At 38.4% G+C, this 19,772-nt stretch carries 18 protein-coding genes; 6 read left to right on the forward strand and 12 right to left on the reverse strand.

Going from position 1 to position 19,772, the window contains the following annotated elements; genetic code table 11:
- The first annotated feature begins 271 nt into the window (after positions 1-271).
- Positions 272-1,747 (forward strand): helix-turn-helix domain-containing protein, encoded by a 1,476-nt coding sequence (locus ACPBEH_RS06970; RefSeq protein WP_424348700.1) that lies wholly within the window; start codon positions 272-274, stop codon positions 1,745-1,747.
- A gap of 194 nt (positions 1,748-1,941) precedes the next feature.
- On the opposite strand, the gene ACPBEH_RS06975 is transcribed toward ACPBEH_RS06970, so the two are convergent.
- The 7 genes from ACPBEH_RS06975 to ACPBEH_RS07005 all read right to left on the reverse strand — a co-directional run bounded on the left by ACPBEH_RS06975 (position 1,942) and on the right by ACPBEH_RS07005 (position 10,895).
- Complete coding sequence (locus ACPBEH_RS06975) at positions 1,942-2,946, reverse strand: esterase/lipase family protein (RefSeq protein ID WP_424348701.1); 1,005 nt, start codon at positions 2,944-2,946, stop codon at positions 1,942-1,944.
- Positions 2,947-3,683: 737 nt separating this feature from the next.
- On the reverse strand, positions 3,684-4,097 hold the full coding sequence (locus tag ACPBEH_RS06980; protein WP_424348702.1) for a MarR family winged helix-turn-helix transcriptional regulator: 414 nt from the start codon (positions 4,095-4,097) through the stop codon (positions 3,684-3,686).
- Between the two features lie 106 nt (positions 4,098-4,203).
- Positions 4,204-5,061: a WxL domain-containing protein gene (locus tag ACPBEH_RS06985; protein WP_424348703.1), complete on the reverse strand. Its 858-nt coding sequence runs from the start codon at positions 5,059-5,061 to the stop codon at positions 4,204-4,206.
- 178 nt (positions 5,062-5,239) lie between these two features.
- Positions 5,240-5,395 (reverse strand): hypothetical protein, encoded by a 156-nt coding sequence (locus tag ACPBEH_RS06990; RefSeq protein WP_424348704.1) that lies wholly within the window; start codon positions 5,393-5,395, stop codon positions 5,240-5,242.
- Positions 5,385-6,416 carry a DUF916 and DUF3324 domain-containing protein gene (locus ACPBEH_RS06995; protein WP_424348705.1) on the reverse strand — a complete coding sequence of 344 codons (1,032 nt, stop codon included), beginning with the start codon at positions 6,414-6,416 and terminating at the stop codon, positions 5,385-5,387. Before ACPBEH_RS06995 ends, ACPBEH_RS06990 begins: the two co-directional genes overlap by 11 nt.
- Positions 6,413-7,441, reverse strand: coding sequence for a DUF916 and DUF3324 domain-containing protein (locus ACPBEH_RS07000; protein ID WP_424348706.1), 1,029 nt, complete (start codon positions 7,439-7,441; stop codon positions 6,413-6,415). The genes ACPBEH_RS06995 and ACPBEH_RS07000 overlap by 4 nt, the downstream gene beginning before the upstream one ends.
- Before the next feature lie 19 nt (positions 7,442-7,460).
- Positions 7,461-10,895 carry a lectin-like domain-containing protein gene (locus tag ACPBEH_RS07005; protein WP_424348707.1) on the reverse strand — a complete coding sequence of 1,145 codons (3,435 nt, stop codon included), beginning with the start codon at positions 10,893-10,895 and terminating at the stop codon, positions 7,461-7,463.
- 686 nt (positions 10,896-11,581) lie between these two features.
- On the opposite strand from ACPBEH_RS07005, the gene ACPBEH_RS07010 reads away from it, so the two are divergent.
- Positions 11,582-13,021, forward strand: coding sequence for a catalase (locus ACPBEH_RS07010; protein WP_424348708.1), 1,440 nt, complete (start codon positions 11,582-11,584; stop codon positions 13,019-13,021).
- Between the two features lie 47 nt (positions 13,022-13,068).
- On the opposite strand, the gene ACPBEH_RS07015 is transcribed toward ACPBEH_RS07010, so the two are convergent.
- From ACPBEH_RS07015 to ACPBEH_RS07035, 5 genes are read right to left on the reverse strand one after another with little or no spacing between them, the layout of a single operon-like run.
- Complete coding sequence (locus tag ACPBEH_RS07015; RefSeq protein ID WP_424348709.1) at positions 13,069-13,530, reverse strand: Asp23/Gls24 family envelope stress response protein; 462 nt, start codon at positions 13,528-13,530, stop codon at positions 13,069-13,071.
- A 26-nt stretch (positions 13,531-13,556) separates the two neighbouring features.
- Entirely contained in the window at positions 13,557-13,985 is a 429-nt protein-coding gene (locus ACPBEH_RS07020) for an Asp23/Gls24 family envelope stress response protein (protein ID WP_011373880.1), read from the reverse strand.
- 15 nt (positions 13,986-14,000) lie between these two features.
- On the reverse strand, positions 14,001-14,195 hold the full coding sequence (locus ACPBEH_RS07025; RefSeq protein WP_011373879.1) for a hypothetical protein: 195 nt from the start codon (positions 14,193-14,195) through the stop codon (positions 14,001-14,003).
- 10 nt (positions 14,196-14,205) lie between these two features.
- Positions 14,206-14,763 (reverse strand): alkaline shock response membrane anchor protein AmaP, encoded by a 558-nt coding sequence (amaP, locus tag ACPBEH_RS07030; protein ID WP_011373878.1) that lies wholly within the window; start codon positions 14,761-14,763, stop codon positions 14,206-14,208.
- A gap of 18 nt (positions 14,764-14,781) precedes the next feature.
- A complete protein-coding gene (locus tag ACPBEH_RS07035) occupies positions 14,782-15,033 on the reverse strand; it encodes a GlsB/YeaQ/YmgE family stress response membrane protein (RefSeq protein WP_424348710.1) in 252 nt (83 codons plus the stop codon).
- Positions 15,034-15,219: 186 nt separating this feature from the next.
- Between ACPBEH_RS07035 and ACPBEH_RS07040 the strand changes: the two genes are divergently transcribed.
- From ACPBEH_RS07040 to ACPBEH_RS07055, 4 genes are all read left to right on the forward strand, one after another.
- The gene (locus tag ACPBEH_RS07040) at positions 15,220-16,944 is read left to right on the forward strand and encodes a glycosyltransferase family 8 protein (RefSeq protein WP_424348711.1); all 1,725 of its coding nucleotides are present in this window, start codon (positions 15,220-15,222) and stop codon (positions 16,942-16,944) included.
- A 101-nt stretch (positions 16,945-17,045) separates the two neighbouring features.
- On the forward strand, positions 17,046-17,378 hold the full coding sequence (locus tag ACPBEH_RS07045; protein WP_025016134.1) for an ArsR/SmtB family transcription factor: 333 nt from the start codon (positions 17,046-17,048) through the stop codon (positions 17,376-17,378).
- A gap of 12 nt (positions 17,379-17,390) precedes the next feature.
- Complete coding sequence (locus ACPBEH_RS07050) at positions 17,391-18,308, forward strand: NAD-dependent epimerase/dehydratase family protein (protein ID WP_424348712.1); 918 nt, start codon at positions 17,391-17,393, stop codon at positions 18,306-18,308.
- Between the two features lie 107 nt (positions 18,309-18,415).
- Positions 18,416-19,714 (forward strand): serine dehydratase subunit alpha family protein, encoded by a 1,299-nt coding sequence (locus ACPBEH_RS07055; RefSeq protein ID WP_424348713.1) that lies wholly within the window; start codon positions 18,416-18,418, stop codon positions 19,712-19,714.
- Positions 19,715-19,772 lie beyond the last annotated feature (58 nt).

The raw sequence follows: 19,772 nt of genomic DNA on the forward strand, positions 1-19,772 counted from the left end.
TCATAAATAATAAAATCAATAACCCGACGTCACTAAATCGCACACCAGTAATTAACAATGTTCATAATGACGCTTAATAAAGAATAACACATTAACCGTTTACCTAAACACAAACAATTGTCACCCTCATGTATCACTTTTTTGTTTTTGTTATCAATAAGCAATTATCTTGCTAATTTGTCATCTTAAATTTAATCTGATAGTATTCAGTTGTGTTTAGTTTAGTTAACTTACTTACATAAAATCATTTAAAGTCAGGTTGTGCCGATTAATGAAGGATTTTCTTTTATCCAGTAAAGCAGTTACCCTGCTACAGTTATTTAAATATATTGAGATTGCTGATAAGCATACGACTCTAACAGAGATTATGCTGCAATTCTCCCTTTCCAAGATCACAGCAATTCGCTACCTCAAGGAAATTAACCAAGATCTTGCCGAGTTAGACCAACACCTAAAGTTAATCACCACTAACAATCAATACAGTGTCATCTATCCTGAGAATAGTTCATTTAGTGCTACAATTTTTAAACTGCGCTACCTCTATATTGTACGTACGAATAAATTTCAAGTGATGGACGCTCTTTTTAAGAGTAACTTTGATTCAGTCCAAGCTCTGGCAGAAGACACTAATCTCTCACCTTCTACGATTCAGAATATTATCAAATCTTTGAGACAGTATTTCCAACACTTTCGCGTTTCAATTTCGTTTAAGGACAAGCAAAATATCATTGGTGAACCTTTAGACATCAGAATATTGATGATTTATACCTATAGCGCTATCTACCGCGGAGACCAATCACCTGATTTTGTAACAAATCATTCTCAATATACGCTCCCCATTGCAAAAAACTTGAGTTTTTCACAATATCACCAGATTAAGGTACTAAAGACAGTTACTTACTTTGATTTGATTCAGAACAAAAATGCCATTACCTTGACGCCCAAACTGCGTCAGCTATTAACTGCAGTTAACACCACTAATCCGATTACGATTAAATTACCAGGTTTCTCAAAACGAGTTTTACAGGATGAATCCTTACTCTTTGGTTTTATATTACGTCTGTTAGTTGCCAATTACGATGATACACTTGCTGATAAAATCACTATTGCCAAGTCAATTTTATCCCTAGGCACAGACTTTACAAATAATACCCGTCAATTACTACAAGATTTCTTCATCACATTTAACCTTGAGCAGACTGACGAGTGCTTTCTAGAATCTTTTTACTATCTTGCGATTGTTCTCATCTATCTGGAATTCATTTCTATCGATATTACCGATTTTTTAGAATTCAACATCTCCATGTCGGCCTTCAAACAAGAACACATCAACACCGATACCGTCTTTAAATCGTTACAGCAATTTCTTACTAGAGAAGCAAAGACTTACCCTAAACTACTAAACAACACAATGGGACCTCTGCTAAACTCGCTATTTTTCTTTTTATTAGACTACAATGTCCAAATTAAACCCTTAAAAATTAATGTCCAATATTCAAAGAATTTTTATGCTGCAAATATGATTATTAGGAGTTTACAGGATGTTTTTGGCCCAGCAATTACTTTTACCAATCGAATCGATCAAGCTGATTTTATCATTTCTGATAGTTACGAACATGCAGAAAAGTTAAACGGCGAGTTCTTCTTATTTAATACTGTTTTTAATCCCCAAGATTGGTCAGCCCTCCTCAACGCTTTGTTGCAATCGATTTATTCCAAAACATTTTACAAAACACTTCATCAATAGTCGTGAAAAAATGGTGCAACGCAAAAAAGCTAGACAAAATCCAAGCGATTTGGAGTTCTTTAAAAACCAAACGAAACCGCCAACAATGCTGTTATAACAACATTGTTGGCGGTTTCGTTTGGTATCAAAAGTGTTATCCTAAATTTAAAGCATTAGTACTTTAATGATTTATTTATTGAAACTTAACCTAATCCCTATTCAATGATATCTGTACTAATTGGTTCCCGTTCTACTTTCTGGGCGTCCCCAGTATGTGATTTAGTGGTGCCGTATAGAATTGTGAGATCTAGTCCTGATTTTTGCATCTCAGGATAATATTTTTGATCCGCTGCGGCTGGATTAATCTCACGTTCTTCTAAGAAGTTTGTCGCGATTTCATAAATCCCATTATCGGCTAATTCTTCAACATGGCCTAATAACATATCCGGTTTTTGATAGATAGCTTGTGGGGTAACCGTTTCACCTTCAGTCCCCTTAGGGAACGAGGCCATATGTTCCGGTGATTGTCCGGCAGCAATTTCATCGGTCTGGGAAATGATCGATAAATATCTTATTGGTTTGGGAAACGGTGTTGAATTAATATGTTTAACAAACTCCGACCCCGCTTTTACTTGGAAATTAATGGGTACTTGGGTCTGATCATTAGATGCAAGCGCCGGCATTTTATCAAAGCCTGCACTTTGGATTCCTTTAAATGGTGCCCCTAAGGCAACATAATTTTTAACATGTTTAGCCATGAACGTTGGTCGATAATGCAAAGCCCATGAAGTCGCTAAATTACCTAAGCTATGCGCAATGATATTGATATTTTTTTGTGGATAATCTCTGTGCAATTGCGCTACTGCCTCATAGACAAATTTACCAGAGTAGTTTAAATCAGCGCTGTTCATATTCGGAAGTGTGATGGTCGCTGGTATATAGTTTTGTTTAGGTAATTGTGCAGCATAACTCCAAGCCCAGGCGCCGGAACCGGTATTATTTGCACCAGTAACAAGTAAAACGATTTCATTCGAACCATCTTTAAGCTGATCGTCTGGAAGAACCCATAAGTTATTTTTGATCAGATTTTCACTCGGATATTGAACCTTCGAATGTGTTGGTTCTGCATTCGTTTGTTGAGGTGTTTTAAGATGCCACAGGCTAAAAGTCGCTGCAATAAGTACTGCGACACCACCTATAGAAATTACGGATTTTTTCATACTTGAAACCTCCTAAAATTTTCATAGTTCAAATCGTTAACTATTGAGTAATATGATTTTGATATATTACTTAATTCAAATCAATAAATTGTACCCACCATTTTTAAAACTGATTTACTTCAATTCATTTAAACTCAAACCCTACTAACATTTTAATTTCGATAATAGACTTCTGCTAAGATAAGTTAGAAACAATACAGATTATGAATGATGAGCTAGACTAGTTACAGATTTTAAAAGATAATTATTTTTTGTTCTAGGATCACTCCTTACTTTTTGGGTTAAATTCAATATAGCAAAATTATAAATCGCTTTCAACGCAATTAACTTATATTAACAATAATTCAAATTGAATATAAGTTAATTGTTTATAAGTTGATATTTTTAGAACCATTTAATCCCGCTAATATATTTTAATAATTTAAAGGTAACTATATAACGGGTTTATCTTTGGTTTAAGTTATTTTAGTGATTGATCAAACACTGTCACGTTGGCACGATAGGTCTCGTAATTTTGATTATAACTAAAACCAATAATCAATTAGAAACAACACAGGTTACAATAACCATCAGTATAAGTTGTCTATTTAATATATTCATTTAAAAAGGACAAAGCAGTCCAATTATAATGTTCTTCCATATTGTTTTTAGGACCGGAACAGTAATTAATTATCGTCTCTAATACAAATATTGTATTACTACAAGTAGAAATAGATTTAGCCGCACTAAACAATTGTCTAATCCCTTGAGATTTTCCTTAGCAGACTCACAGTTTCGGTAATTTTCTGGGTTGGAAAATCTATATCCGGTATTTTTTCATCAAACCTTTTATCCAGCTCTGCCATTATTTTATTGCCCTTATTAGAAATTTTAAGTTCTACTATTCTTTGATCTTCATTTATGAAGGAACGGCTTTTATTTAAATATCCATTTCGATATAACTGATTAACCTTACGGCTAACTGCTGGTCTTGATATTTTTAATTCATCGCTTAACGCTGTTGGTGTAATACGCTTTTCCAATGATATTTTTTTCAACAACATAAACTGTTCAAAAGAAATTTCGTACTCTTTAGTTAATTGATTTAATGCTCTCCATGCATTATCCAATCGCTGTATTTCTTCAAAAAAAGACATCATTCTATCAACCATGGTAATCACTCCCTCAATTTATTACACTATTGTATTTAACATAGTTATTAAATATTATAAAAAAAGGAATTCTGAATACATCAGAATTCCTTTTTTTATACCCGTTCTAGGCTGTAGTAACACCTGTTGACAATGTCCATGTTAAATGAGCTGTATAAACGGCATTACTTACCTTTGTATCTTTTGGCAACGTCAAATTAATGTTTGAACGATCCCAACCAAATACGTTCGCCCCTTGGCCTTCAGATGTGGCTGCATGAGCAACCTTCACATTTTGTCCAGCTGCATCTAATGGAATTGAGATATTCTTGCTGTAATCTGATACATCTTTATCGCCAGCACCAACATAATCCTTATCTTGGTCTTCATTAGTTAATGTGAAAACTTCACCAGTCCGACCATATTGTGTATCTTTAAGCATTAAATTAGCATTTGAAATTTTTTCACCGTTATTGGCAGTTAAAACATCATCTGATTTAACCTCTAAATCCCAATCGCCATTAATATTATCAGTAGGTTCTGTTGTATTTTCACGCGTTTCTTGTTTATCAACAACTGTAGCCCATGCTTTACCTGCAACATCTTTTAACTTACCATCTTCAGTGTTTAAAACAGCCGTCTTATTTGTATCTGAATTATCATATGAAGCATGACGGTCATTTGAGTTAATACTTACGTTGTGGCCAGTTGCGTCAAAGGTTGGGTATTGTGCCAAGAATTCAGTATGGTTACCAAAGTCTAATACGTGGGGAACCATTTGTAAACGTAAGTACCCAGTATTACCGTTATCACTGTTATCACCAAATGAAATCCCAACGGTTGTCTTGTCAGTCATTGGTAATTCAGTCCCACCGTTAGCGTTGGCGTCTCCTTCTGCTGTTTTTGCAAAAGTTGCAGTTGGTGCTAAGATACTTAAGATGGTGCCAGCTGTTAAAGCTGCACTTGTTAATTTTGTGAATTTCATTTGAAATTCCTCCCTTTATTTTAATTGTGCCAAGTGGCACGGTTTTTATAACGTACCTCAGGTACGATTATAACTAGATTGAGTGTTGCAACTGCCAAGTTTCATTTATTAAAACTAGGCGGTAATTTTTATGGCTGATAACGCTATAAATCTGATCGTCAGCGCAGCCAGTCAACCATTACATAGTAATTGTCGTATACGTATTGAAATTAATCTGACTAATAATCGCAAATACTAAGCTGACAATAAACAAAAGTGTTAAAACAGATGTCACAGCGATTAAGCCATACTTTACTTTTTTATAACTGTATTTATTGATTAATTTATTTATCATTTTGCTTACTCCTAGTCCGATAGACCTTTATATAATAGATAATCCCGATGACAAGTAGTACACAGATAGTTTCAAATAAGAAAACTACTTTACGACGCCTTTGATAATCTAAATTATGTTCATTAATATATTCAGCGTCTGTTTTGGTAATCTTTACGCTCTTTTTAATCTGTTTTTGGTACTGGTCGCTCTTAAATTTAGCGACCATGGTGTACTTTCCAGGTACTAAGCGTTGTCCGCCAAGCATCAAGTTCACATCAAACTTAGAGTTTGGCGCAATATGCATTTTTTTTTGGACCATCTGATAGTTAAAGAAACCAACTTTTTGATTCGTTAATTTAATTGATAATTGCCCTTTTTTTAGAAAGATCGGATCAGGATTAACCATTTTAAATTGTAAGGCAGCTTTTTTATGGACAAAGCCAGCTTGCATTGTCGGCATTTCTAAGCGTTTTAAATCCTTTTTGATAACCTTGATTCCATTTAAAGTAACGCCAACGGCGTAGACATAACGATTATTAACACTACCCCCGGTTGGCCCCATTGCTGATAAATTGATTGCCATTGCCTTTTTACCTTTAAAAGGTTTTTCTGGCATTTTAATTTTAATCATTAACCACTTTTTTGCGCCCGGTTTAACCGTTAACTGGGGCTTAACCGTTAAGAATTGGCTACCTGGTTGTGGCAAGATATGCTTAGGAATCGGTTTTGCCGACAAATAGTCAATTCGCCCGTTGTCAGCAGTTTGGGCATCTCTAACATTTGTCTTGACAGTAATTGTTTTATCGGTTGGGTTCATCACTTTAATTCTTACCGTTTTCTCAGTGCTAGGCTTCAATCTAAGATTAAAATAGCCAAGTTTCCTACCACCTAGATTATCTTTGGGTAACTCTGGATAAATCATAAAAGTGACCTTTTGCGTATCGTCCGAAGTCGCTGCCGAAACTAATTGTTCTGACTGGTTGAGTAACAATAGCCAAAAACTCAGTAATAAACTAATTAGCACGATGTGCTTTTTCATGATCGCCTCAATACCTTCACTAAACCAGTTGCTGACACTAACATTAAAATCCCACTAGCCGTCGCGACATAGGCCCACGTATTTGTTGGTTTCTTAAGCGCCTGGTTATTAACAGATTTAACATCATTAGCCTTGATTGTGAAACGTTTTTTAAAATGCCAATTCATTGGCAATTTATTCCACAGATTTTGCCCCGTAACGACTGTTTCTACAGTATATTTTCCTGGTTTCAGTTGATCATAGTCCCAAGAAATTGGCATCGTTAAGACTGAATTTGGTGCGATTGATTGTTTACTCATGTTGAAAACATGTTTTGAACTAAACAAACCTTCTTTAGAAACAACGGCCTTAGCGATCACTTTATTAATGACCATCGGCTGGGTATTTCGGATTTTAACACCCATGGCTGGATGGCGACGATACAACATCGCTTCAGTCTTGTCATATTTTAGCTCTGGATAGACCTTGTAGTGCTGCCCTCTTAAAGCAACCCCTACGGAGTAGGCGTAGTTACTGGAAACTGATGACTGTCCGCCTTTTTTATTCATATACTCAATAAAGTGCCAATCACCGTAAATCATGCCATTAGTCTGTTCTTCTGGCATCTTGATATTGACTTTTAAAATTTTGGTTTGTTGCGGTGCTAGATCAATTTTTTGACTCTTTTTTTCTAAAGTCGCTACCTTGTTAAATGGGTATTCCAAACTTGGATCAAGATCTTTGACACTTGTTTGAAAATCAACACCACCTCCGACTTGAGTCATCGCATTTCTCAAATCGGAATGTATGGTTATTTTATGATCAGTAAAATTTTGAATCCGCATTTCAATCGTTTTTCGTTGGCCTTTAGCTAAGCTTAAATCGAAATAGTTTAAACTTTGATTTTCTTGTTCATCCGGTAGAATCGGTTGAACTTCAAAATCGGCATTCTGGGTTTTAACATCTGCCTGGGCTTGATTAGCTTGTAGGATGGTTAACCCCAATAACGTCAAGCTTAACGCCATTAGGCGTCCAATGAATTTCAATAGTACACACCTCGTTTTATTATTCTGCAATGACTAATGACCAAGTTAACTGGCTAGTATATTGTCGTGGATAACGTTTAGTTGTTTGAGGGACTCGTAAGCCGATACTATAATCAGCTTGTTTTGAATCACCAAATTGATACTCCCAAATCCCAAAACCGTGAGCTGCGTAATAACCAGGATCGGGCGTCTTATTTGTATGCGTCATCAAGTTAACAGCCTCTCCCTTAGGGATTAACTCAAACTCAGAAGTTAACTTAGAAACTGGTGCGGTTGCGCCTACGTCATCACTTTCTTTTAAGGCAATATGCCCATTATGGAAATTCAAGACGGCATTATCTAAGAATTTTTGATCTCCAGCAATCTTTTCATTAGCATTGGTATGGAACTGATTATCTTGTTTAACGTTTAAGGTCCAACCTTTAGAGGTGTAGTAATCTTCAACACCGACGGCGTAAGGTTGTTTTTGATTGTCTTTAGTTTTAGCTTTTAAATAATAGTTTCGGTCAGTCCCGGTTGTATCATGCTTACCAAAATCCCAACGCTTATCAGCAATAATGCCAATATGTGATTCTTCATAGCGATAAGTAATTACTTGTTCATCTTTAGCGTACGTGACGGTGTAATCGTGCGCTAAATCCCAATCAGGTCTAGTTGTTGAACCCCAGTCAGGATTAGGTTGATTAGATGAATCAACCACCGTCCAGTTACCTTGACTATCTGGGATAACCTTCGGTTGAATTTTCTCACTATCACCAATTTTACCGTCATAAATTTTATCTTCAGCTAGTTTATGGTTTTCATCTTTTCGGTCGCGGTAGCGTACAACAATCCGACCTTTAGACTGTTTAATATTTAATTTGGCTTTTTCAGAAGTCCCAGTTCCAAAATCAGTGGCTAGGCTAGCACTATTATTAATCACCGATTTATTAGTCTCTTTTACTTTGGCTTTGACATAAGCAATCGCCATACCTTGACCCGCAACTGGAATACCATGATCCAGAATAACCTGATTATTCGTCCAATCAGTAGTTTGCGTCGCAGTTATTTTTTCGTTTTGATCCAAGTAATCAATCTTAACTTGTTGGATATCTCCTAAGTCAGCATCAAAAACATCCTTTAATATCGCACCCGGTTTGATATCGCCCGAGGCAGTGTTAACAAGTTGTATCCGATATTCAATCTCATCGTCAACTTCAGCCGTTGTTTCTGTCATATAATCTGCGTCAGATTTCGTTATATTTTTAACTTCCTTAATTAAGGTTGGCGGTGTTTTTTTGATAACATTGACTTTAGCGACATTAGAATGCCATGGTCCATTATAACTACCGCCAATTAAAGAAAAAGTATTATCAATTTCAGATTTATTGTCATCATTAACAATTACTTTAAAAGTAAACTTGATAGTTGCGCCAGCATCGATTTCACGGCCTACAATAATTTTACCATCGTCACTATTTATCTTTATAAGTTGTGTACCACCCCAAGTACCATCAGAATTCATAATTTGCATACCAACTTGTTGATTAGTAACTGTTAAATTTTTATCAATGATATCTTGAAAAACTCCATCTTTTAAAGATTTACTATCATTTAATTTTGTTATTACTTGATACTCAAGTTGATCATCTTTATAGGCATAGGTTTCGTCTTTAAATTCTTTTTCACCTTTGCTGACATTTCTAACTTGCTTTATCAAAACAGGATCCTTAGGTTTGTTTACCTGTAAGGTGACTAAGTTACTTTGAACCCCAAAATCTGTATTGTAGGCCAGACCTCGATTAAGTAAATTTGTTTGATCGGCAACGTTATTGTTGACTTTAGCTTTAAATATTAATTTATTTACTTGGTCAGTCTTTAAATCACCAATAGGTATATTCAAAGATTGTCCTGAAATATTCCCACCATCATTAACAATCTTATCATCAGATGTAGTTGAACCAGGAGTATACGTGATTCCAGCGGGCAGTGATAATTTAATAAATATATTTGCCCAATCTTCTGGGCCATCGATATACTTAGTATCCAACTCGTATTCTAATGAATCACCTGGTTGAACTTGCCCGAGATCAGTAATAACTTCCTGTGTTCGTTCATCCTTAATTTTTAACAATTGCGACCCTTTTTGAGGAATCTCTGAAATCGCAACAGCATTTAAAGCACTTCTATTCCCAGTAGAACCTGTAAATCCCCAGTAAGCTTCATTCGCCCCAAAAACTTCAATTGGCTCAAAATGATAGGTTTGATCAGCAAGTCCCTCTAATCCGTATGTCATTATTTTATTATCAGCGTTCCACGCTACTTTGAATCGACGCCATTTTCCATTAGATAGATAATCGGTAGGATACTGCGGATTAATATGATTCCCTGACGCCGTATTATTTTTAGCTTTAGGTATGACGACAGCAATATGTCCTCGTCCGCCATTGCTGTTAACCTCTTTATCAATAGGATCACGAGAGCCTGTGTTCATATACGTATCGAATTCAATTGATAAAGCATTTTTAACATATCCATTACGGGTATTACTTGAATTCCCATAGACACCTAGTGCAAACCCCCCACCAGCTATTACTTTGCTAGGTGTCGTAGCCATTCTCGGATCATTTTGAAAGGTAAACGTTATCCCATCGGCAGCATTGCTCGTTTGATTCCCTAGGTAAATGTATGAATCATACACAAAATCCTTACTGAAATTTAATTTTTTCTTTGACCAAATCCCCCCAACTTGCCCCGTTTTATTCGTAATCTGTAACACATTATTTTGACTATCATAAATAGGACTACTCCCAACTTTCTGGGTTAATACTCCAGACATAGGGACAGTATCATCTGGAACGGGTAGATACTCTGACGAAGCGCGACTGTTTTCTCTAGTCTCTTTCACCATCAAATTGGATTCTTCCTGGGACAATATCTTCCTAGAAAATTCGCTAGAATTTTGATTGTTACTACTCTCAAAGCTCTGGCTTCCTTCCACAGTTGAACTTTCTTTTGGCAAAACTATCCCAACTTCTTCTGAGGTATAGGTAATATTCTTATACCTACTTTGTACACTAAACGTTCCCTTTTGTGCCTTCACAGTATCAACTATGGAAAAAACCAACTGACTATTTTTAGGTGGCTGACTTGTTTTAAATTTAATCTTAATGATGCTAGTGCTGCGATTTACAGAAATATCTGTTTGATTAGTCTTATTTTCATTGGTAGTTGCGGCCTCATCAAAAATTAGTCCATCTGGTATTTTCATCGTCAATTCACGTTCTTGATTACTCGTATCATTAATCGCTACAAATATTTGTTTGTCAGTTGTTTTTTTATCATCAACTAAGACGGAAAGTTGTTGATCAGTCCTTAAATTATCACTGTTAGCTACTGCTGCAATCACTGACGTTACATTTCCGAATACAATAAAGAGAATTATAATGGTCGTTATAAATATATCTTTTCTCATAAGCACCTTACACCGTCCCTTAAGTACATCTTATATCCACAACAGTTTTATTTTAAAAGTTCACAACTTACGAGTTATGAACTTTCACGAAATATCTAATTGATAATTACGATTAGATATTAATGATGGTTAAATAAAGCTATTGTAATCATGCTTTTTAAATTAATAGTATTGACTATTTTCTAACTATACGATATTATCTTAAGTGAAATAGAATTGTTCATAACTCGTAAGTTGTGAACTTATTGGCATGATAAAGTGCTAAATCTCTACTGCCACGAACCTATAGAGATCCTTCAAGAGGTTAATATCAGAAAATAAATCAAAATGAATTGATAACTCAACCGAGTGTGTATTATTAGTAAATAATATTTACAAAGCTAGATTAAATAGAATAAAAAAGGAGTGCCGAGTGATAATTTCTCGGCACTCCTTTTTTATTCTCGTCAAATGTTCTTTAACAATTAATTATTGCATTACTATTCTTAATATAGACAATCTAGGAAGTTTTTTTATTTCTATTGAGAAATTATTAGTTATAGTTAACCGTTTTTTAGTAATTTTTTGAGCAAGCCCTTTCATTTGACGATTCTCGGTTGAAAGTCCTATAGTGACTAGGTAAGTTGCGCACAATTCTTTTCTAGTGTGTTCCTAGTTTTTAAACCATTCTTAGGAGGTCAAATATTATGACAAATCAACTAACGACTAACGAGGGGCAACCATGGGCGGACAATCAACATTCGCAAACTGCCGGCCAACGCGGCCCCGTCTTAATCCAAGATTATCAATTACTCGAAAAACTCGCCCACTTTAACCGCGAACGTATCCCTGAACGGGTGGTGCATGCCAAAGGTGCTGGTGCTAAAGGCTATTTCAAGGTTACAAAGGACATGAGCGCCTACACGAAAGCCGGTGTTTTCAGTGGCGTCGGCAAAAAAACACCGCTTATCACCCGTTTTTCTCAAGTCGCTGGTGAAGCCGGCTATCCCGATACATACCGCGATGTCCGCGGTTTCGCCGTTAAATTCTATACGGAAGAAGGCAATTACGATATTGTCGGCAATAACACGCCGGTCTTCTTCGTCAATGATCCACTAAAATTCCCTGATTTCATCCACTCTCAAAAACGTGATCCCCGGACACATGCCCGTAGCCAAGATATGCAATGGGATTTCTGGTCCCTTTCACCCGAATCTGTCCATCAAGTCACGATTCTCATGAGTGACCGCGGGATTCCAGCCAGTTATCGGATGATGCACGGTTTTGGTAGCCACACCTTCAAATGGGTCAACGCACAAGGTGAACAATTCTGGGTTAAATATCATTTCAAAACGAATCAAGGCGTTCATAATCTCAGCAACGAACTCGCCAATGAACTCGCTGGTAAGAATACTGATTACCTTCAAAATGATTTATTCGACGCAATTGAAACTGGCGATTATCCCAGTTGGACAGTCGCCGTCCAACTCGTCCCTTATGAAGATGGTTTGAATTATCCCCAAGATATTTTTGATGTTACCAAGGTTATTTCACAAAAGGATTATCCATTAATCGAAATCGGTCAAATGGTCCTCGATGAAAATCCAACAAATAACTTCGAAGATATCGAAGAATTGGCCTTCTCACCGGCTAACTTAGTCCCTGGGATTGAAGCATCACCCGACAAATTACTTCAAGGTCGACTATTTGGCTATAAGGATGCTGAACGTTACCGGCTTGGCGCCAACTACGAACAACTCCCTGTCAACCGACCAAAAGTCCCCGTTCATAATTACGAACGTGACGGTGCGATGGCCCAGAATCAAGAAGCTGGCGTTAACTACGAACCCAACAGTCAAGATGGGCCCACCGAAGTCCCAGCAGCTAAGATTCATGGCGATCAACTCTCTGGTACAACTGGCAACTTCTCTGCCGATCCCGATTATTACTCAGCAGCTGGCAAACTTTACCGGCTACTATCCGCTGATGAACAAACCCGTTTAATCGAAAATATTCGCATGAATCTTGGTCAAGTAACTAAACCAGAAATTCAAATTCGCGAAGTTAAACAATTTTACCAAGCTGATCCTGAATATGGTCGGCGCGTCGCAACAGCGTTAAATTTAGATTTAGCACAGTTTGAATAACGACGAGCACAAAAAAATAGGTGGTCCCATTGAGGACCACCTATTTTTTATTCGTTATCTTTATTATCTTTTTTACCTGCTTCTTGTTTTACTGCCCATTCTTTCTTAGTCAACAAGTCAGAAACATTCATTTTAATTTTTGTAACATTTAAACCGGTCATCTTATGCACAGACTTGGCAATTTGATCGGTTGTTTGTTCAAAAATATCTGGGGCTGATTTACCGTATTCCAAAATGGCATCTAATTCGATTGTCACTTCTTGATCGTCAATATCTGCATCAACACCTTTAGTTGGATCTGCTTCATCTCTGAAACGATCTGCTAATTTACTCATCATACCACCTGATAATTCTAAGACACCATCGATATCATGAACAGTTTGACCGGCAATTTTTTCAATAACACCGTCTGAAAAGTTTAATTCTTTTTCAATTTGTGCGTTACGATCTGGTGTTTCCTTATTAGGTTTGTCCATCATCTTATCCATTGGTTTGTTTGGCTTATCCATTATTTTAATCCCCTTTTCTTAATTTTTTATTGAACTCTTTTGTCGTCGTTATCGCTCTTTTTAGCGTTGCTACCTTGTTGTTGCCATTCTTTCTTAGTCATAACGTCACTAACATGACTATTGACCTCAACAACACTCAATCCCGTCATTGATTCAACAGCTTCGGTGACAGCCGACGTTAAGCGTTCAAATACGTCGCGCGCGTTGCGACCATATTCCAAAATAATAGTCATATCAATCGCCACTTGTTTTTCGCCGACTTCAACACTGATGCCTTTGGTAGGATCGCTATCAGTTCTGAATCGATCAGCGATATCGCTGAAAAAGTTGCCATTCATTGATAGTAACCCATCAATATTTTGTGCTGTTTTACCAGCAATTTTTGCAATGACAGCATCTTCGAACGTTAACTTGCTGTTTGCTAATACGTCATCTAAATGTGCTTGTTCTACCATTTTGCTGCACCTCCATTATTTATCTTGTCTTAATACGCGGTTGACTTGTGCTCTAAAACCTTCTAAATCATCTTTGGATCCCGTTAAACTTGCTGCAATGTAGCCAATCAGACCGGCAATCAAAATTAAAATTAGGCTCACAAATCCAAAGCCAATCCATATTGCCGCTAATGCAGCACCTGCAATAAAGCCCCAATAAGAACGTTTCATTTGTTTCACCTCAAATCACTTTACTTTGCGTCCGACCTTGATCATGAACAAGTGGCGCAAGCTTAACATTTACTGATTTAATTGGCATGTCAAAGACTTCTTTTAGTGCCTGTTGTGCTGTTTCCTTCACCGCTCTGGCTTGTTGATCAATGTCCCGATTATCAAGCACTTTTGCTTGAATGTCTGCACTAACTTTTGGTTGTCGACCTTTAAAAACGGTCTGGACATAAACATCCTTCAAACGGTGTTTTTCAATTATTGCCTGGGAAATTGTTTTTTCAACCGCTTTACGCGATAAAGCTAATTCCCCTTGATTGGTTTTAATAATCATCTGACGTTTCTTTGGCAAACTAAAAATTGCTAGTAATAATAAATAAAGAAAAACCAGACCACTAATAACGCCCAATCCCAGCCCTATATTGCTAATCCACTCTTCTGACAGCCAGTTAAAGTTAATGGCTTGTTGATCTGCTAGTCCTAGCGGATAAACGAGCAAAATGAACCATGCTACCTGACATAATCCCAGAAAACTGGCTAAGCCGATTACCGTTTTTGTCAATTTGTTCATGGTATCTGCTCCTTTACTTTAGGATTTCTTACGTGAAAATAGCATTGATACTAAGAATACGATGATTACGGCACCTAAGATTGAAGGTACTAGCGCCATACCTGCTAGTTGGGGTCCCCAACTACCAAATAGGGTTTGACCTAGCCAAGCACCGACTAGCCCACCAACGATGTTACCAATCCAACCAGCAGGTAAGTCACGACTTGTGATCGCCCCCGCAATAATACCAATTACTGCACCAATAATTAAAACCCATAACCAATGAAACATAACAATCATCCTTTCGTAACTATATTATAATCGAATTGAATCCGATTACTTGTTCTCTTCCAATGTAGCAAGTTCAACACCACTTTGTAAAAGTATCAGCTTATTCATTTTATAAATTTTAAAAAGCATATTCTTTGACATTATTTGTAATCGATTAACTTTACAGATTTATTTGAAGTTGTTTAAATGGGTTCAAAGCACTATTTTTTGAAGGGGTTGATGATCATCAAAAAGATTAATGTGATGTTTGCAGCAGATAATCATTATGCAGATCAGCTCTTAATTGGGCTTGAATCAATACAGAGACATATCGCTGCTACAACGGTAATTCATTTCTACATTTGCGATAATGCATTATCACAGCAAACCAAAACTAATATCCAAGCGCTTATGCAAGCGCACCATGCTGTGACATTTTTAAATCTCGATAAACGCCGTCTAGCGAACTGTCCTGAAAGTAATCACATCAACCAGACCGCTTATTATCGGATCTTGGCACCAGAATTGCTCCTAAAACATGGTGTGACTCGGGTCTTATATTTAGATGCTGATATTCTAGCGCAGAGTGACGTTACCCCACTTTACGAAAGTGACCTCAACGACAATATCATCGGTGCAGTAATCGATCCTGGCCAAGCATTGATGCTCAAACGCTTGGGCGTTTCCGCTGTCAAAGCTAAGGCGTTGTATTTTAACTCAGGCATGATGCTAATCGATGTCACTCGTTGGGAACAATTCCATATCACTCAACGAACATTAGCCTTTATTGATCATTATCCTGAGCGAATTATTTTCCACGACCAAGACGCTTTAAATGCCGTTTTAGCTGGAGACGTTCAATTTTTAAACCCTAGTTGGAACGTTCAAAATTCATTGATTTTTAGACAACATGCGCCTATTAATGCTGAATATGCGGCACTTTTTGAGGCAGCGATCAACCATCCTAAAATTGTCCATTTCACAACTCACCACAAACCATGGAATACACTCAAAGCCCACCCTTTTTTGGCAGAATATCAACAACAATTAGCGACTCTCAGAAGTGACCAGATTAACATCGTATCGGCTGTCAATGCCACTTTTATTGAACCATTGGCCGTTTTGTATGCTTCGATTTTGAATCATAACGACTCACACCGTCACTACACATTCTATGTACTCGCAGATCATCTATCCGCCCGCGATAAAGTACCACTTCAAAAGGTCGTCGCCTCCTTTCACGCCACATTAACCTTCCTAGAAGTTGATGAAGCCTTACTTGAAAATATCGTGGAAAGCGACCGCATTTTGAAATCCGCTTATTATCGCATCCTCATTCCGCTCGTACTTCCCAAACTCGATCGCGCGCTCTACTTAGATTGTGATGCCTTAGCCACAGTCGATCTCGCCCGTCTTTGGGACCTCGACTTAGGTGACTTCTTATTAGCAGCCGTTGAAGACGCCGGTTTTCATCATCGCTTAGAAGCAATGGCGATTGACTACCAAAGCCCCCGCTACTTTAATTCAGGTGTCATGTTAATGGATTTGAAAAAATGGCGGGCACAAAAAGTGGTCGAACGAACACTAGATTTCATTAATCATCATCCAGACAAATTACGCTTCCATGATCAAGACGCGCTAAACGCCATCTTGCACGACCAATGGCTGCACCTGCATCCTAAATGGAATGCACAAACCTACATTTTGACGGCTAAAGTGACAGCGCCAGATGAACGCTTACGCCGCCAATTTGCTGAAACGCAAAAGGAACCAGCAATCGTCCATTTCTGTGGCCATGAAAAACCATGGCAAGCAGATTCGGCGCACCCCTTCACCCCACAATACCGCTATTACCGCTACCGCTTCTTAGAACGTAGCCAACAAGCTGAAATCCTTCCCTTCTCCACTCAAAAAACACCTAAAAGCCAATAAAAATAACCCCACGCGATGAAAATACGTGGGGTTATTTTGTTGACAAAGCACCACCTCGATGGTTTAATAATTTAAACCATCGAACGATTGGAGTTTTTTTAATGCCAAACTATCAAGCACTACAACAGGATCTAACCGATGTCAGTCAATTTTTAATTGCCTTAGGCGATCCAAAACGCCAAGCCATTATCATTCGCTTATTAGAGGAAAGTGATTGTGACGGGCTACAAGTCAGCGAACTCACTGAAGCAACCGGCTTGTCGCGGCCCGCGGTTTCACACCATCTCAAAGTCCTCAAGGATGCCAAACTAATCGACTATCGCGCAGAAGGCACGAAGAACTTTTATTACCTCAATCACGATACGACCGAAATTGTAAAACTTAAACAATTTCTCGATAAAGTCACCCAAATTATGACCACCCACACAAAATAAGGAGCGTTAACCATGCAAACAATTCTAGGGAGCAGCGGCCAAATCGGCCAGGAACTCGCAAAAGAACTCTACAAAAACTATACTCACGACCTCAGACTTGTGAGCCGTAACCCACGGAAGGTTAATCCTGAAGATCAACTCCACCCAGCTAATCTGCTCAATTTTGAAGAAACCAATCAGGCAGTCGCAGGGAGCGAAATTGTTTATTTCACAGCCGGTTTACCCATGAATTCTGATATGTGGACCGCCCAATTTCCGATTATGATTGATAATGTGATTCGCGCCTGTCAGATTAACCACAGTAAATTAGTTTTCTTCGATAACACTTATATGTACGCTAAAAATGCAACACCGCAAACCGAAGACAGTCCTTTCCAACCAGACGGGCAAAAGGCAACAGCTCGGGCAAAAATGGCGCAAACCGTTATTGATGCTATGCAAGCGGGTCAAATAGAGGCTGTTATTTGCCGCGCCCCTGAATTTTACGGTTCCGCCAAAACCAATAGTATTACCAATACACTTCTTTTCAACAAAATCAAAGCCGGGCAAAAAGCACGCATTCCTGTTAGTGATCAATTCTTGCGCACATTAATTTGGACACCAGATGCTAGCCGCGCCATGGCTTTAATTGGCAACACCCCTGATGCTTACGGTCAAACATGGCACCTTCCTTGTGCCGATAGCATTACTTACAAGGGTTTAGTTGAACTGATTCAAGAAATCACGTACCAACCTATATCCTATTCGATTATTAAAATGTGGCAATTCAAATTAGCAAGTTTCTTCAATCAAAATAGTCGCGAACTACAAGAGCTGCTCCCCCGTTATCAAGCCGACAACATCTTCGTTTCGGATAAATTCAAAACTCGCTTTCCTGAATTTAAAATTACATCGTTTGAAGAAGGCATTCGAGAGATATTGACGGTTTAAAAAGTATTTCCCGGGTAATCCCACTTTTCTTTGTAAAAAAGTTTGCTCAGCTGTATACTTAATGTGAATGATTGAGCAAATTTTTCACTGGAAAAGGAGTGACTGTTATGTGTCAAACCCAAGCAAATCAATTTATCCAAGCCCTCAAAAATGGTGTCGTGCCAGCTACCGGTTGTACTGAACCAATTGCCGTTGCTTTTGGGGCCGCAACTTGTATGGCCCAGCTAACTAATCGCGAGATTCAAGCCATTGAGGTGCACGTTTCACCAAACGTGATGAAAAATGCCCTAGCGGTTATGGTCCCTGGTACTGGCGAACCTGGTTTATTAGTTGCTGCGGCCGCGGGGGCAATTGCTGGTGACGCGACGGTTGGCCTCAGCGTTATTGAAGGCCTTCGCGCTACAGACTTACCAACCATTCTAGACCTCGCTCATTCTGGTAAAGTCACCGCTAAAACAGCACTTGTCCCTGACGATTTATACGTTGAAGTGACCATTAAAGATCTTGAAAATACGGTCACTGTTACGATTGCTGGTAGCCATACCAATATCTTTTCTTTAAAAAAAGATGATCAAATTTTAATTGACCACCCCCGTCCCGCAGCGCATGCGAGCTCTGAATCAAAACAATTTTTACAAACTATGAACTTTAAGGCTGTCTGGGATTTTGCCATGAACGAACCATTGGAACACCTTCGTTTCATGAAAGAGGCGCACACCCTTAATTTAGCGCTTGCCCAAGATGGCTTTACGCACGACTATGGTCTTCAACTCGGCCAATCAATTAATGGTGCCAAACGTAATCACTTTGGTTCTGGCACTGAAAACGATCTTGGTAATCGGATGATTGCTTACGCGGCAGCGGCTTCCGATGCGCGCATGGGTGGTGCGCAATTACCTGCGATGTCCAACTCTGGTTCCGGTAATCAAGGCATCACAGCTACCATTCCGGTCAGCGTAGCGGCAGATGCCGTTCAGGCGACTGAGGAACAGCTGATTCGGGCACAAACATTATCCCATCTCACCGCCCTATACATTCACTCATTTTTGCCCGTCTTATCCGCATTTTGCGCGACTGATTCGGCCGCAATGGGGGCCGCGGCTGGTGTGGTTTATCTCTATGACGGAACTTACGAAGATGCTTGTCATGCGATTCAAAACATGGCTGGCGACGCGGCCGGGATGATCTGCGACGGGGCCGGCTGTGCTTGTGCCATGAAAGTCGCCACCGCCGTTTCCTCAATGTACCGCGGCGTTAACCTCGCCCTCCAAGGAATTGTTATTCCAAATAGTAACGGGATAGTCTGCCCAACGATCGATGAGACAATTCACGGCATCGGACGTTTAGGCACAGAAGGCCTCCGTGAAACAGATCCTGTGATTTTAGATATTATGTTAAATAAATAAAAGAACCGTCTTGAACCATGTGAACCATACCCTGTCAAGTAGACAGATGATTTATAAA

Source organism: Latilactobacillus parasakei (assembly GCF_049674265.1).
In the GTDB taxonomy this organism is placed as follows: domain Bacteria; phylum Bacillota; class Bacilli; order Lactobacillales; family Lactobacillaceae; genus Latilactobacillus; species Latilactobacillus sakei.

Coding starts and splice junctions, on each gene's coding strand:
- ACPBEH_RS06970 (WP_424348700.1), top strand. CDS start 272: ATGAAGGATTTTCTTTTATCCAGTAAAGCAGTTACCCTGCTACAGTTA.
- ACPBEH_RS06975 (WP_424348701.1), bottom strand. CDS start 2,946: ATGAAAAAATCCGTAATTTCTATAGGTGGTGTCGCAGTACTTATTGCA.
- ACPBEH_RS06980 (WP_424348702.1), bottom strand. CDS start 4,097: ATGGTTGATAGAATGATGTCTTTTTTTGAAGAAATACAGCGATTGGAT.
- ACPBEH_RS06985 (WP_424348703.1), bottom strand. CDS start 5,061: ATGAAATTCACAAAATTAACAAGTGCAGCTTTAACAGCTGGCACCATC.
- ACPBEH_RS06990 (WP_424348704.1), bottom strand. CDS start 5,395: ATGATAAATAAATTAATCAATAAATACAGTTATAAAAAAGTAAAGTAT.
- ACPBEH_RS06995 (WP_424348705.1), bottom strand. CDS start 6,416: ATGAAAAAGCACATCGTGCTAATTAGTTTATTACTGAGTTTTTGGCTA.
- ACPBEH_RS07005 (WP_424348707.1), bottom strand. CDS start 10,895: ATGAGAAAAGATATATTTATAACGACCATTATAATTCTCTTTATTGTA.
- ACPBEH_RS07010 (WP_424348708.1), top strand. CDS start 11,582: ATGACAAATCAACTAACGACTAACGAGGGGCAACCATGGGCGGACAAT.
- ACPBEH_RS07015 (WP_424348709.1), bottom strand. CDS start 13,530: ATGGATAAGCCAAACAAACCAATGGATAAGATGATGGACAAACCTAAT.
- ACPBEH_RS07020 (WP_011373880.1), bottom strand. CDS start 13,985: ATGGTAGAACAAGCACATTTAGATGACGTATTAGCAAACAGCAAGTTA.
- ACPBEH_RS07025 (WP_011373879.1), bottom strand. CDS start 14,195: ATGAAACGTTCTTATTGGGGCTTTATTGCAGGTGCTGCATTAGCGGCA.
- amaP (WP_011373878.1), bottom strand. CDS start 14,763: ATGAACAAATTGACAAAAACGGTAATCGGCTTAGCCAGTTTTCTGGGA.
- ACPBEH_RS07035 (WP_424348710.1), bottom strand. CDS start 15,033: ATGTTTCATTGGTTATGGGTTTTAATTATTGGTGCAGTAATTGGTATT.
- ACPBEH_RS07040 (WP_424348711.1), top strand. CDS start 15,220: ATGGGTTCAAAGCACTATTTTTTGAAGGGGTTGATGATCATCAAAAAG.
- ACPBEH_RS07045 (WP_025016134.1), top strand. CDS start 17,046: ATGCCAAACTATCAAGCACTACAACAGGATCTAACCGATGTCAGTCAA.
- ACPBEH_RS07050 (WP_424348712.1), top strand. CDS start 17,391: ATGCAAACAATTCTAGGGAGCAGCGGCCAAATCGGCCAGGAACTCGCA.
- ACPBEH_RS07055 (WP_424348713.1), top strand. CDS start 18,416: ATGTGTCAAACCCAAGCAAATCAATTTATCCAAGCCCTCAAAAATGGT.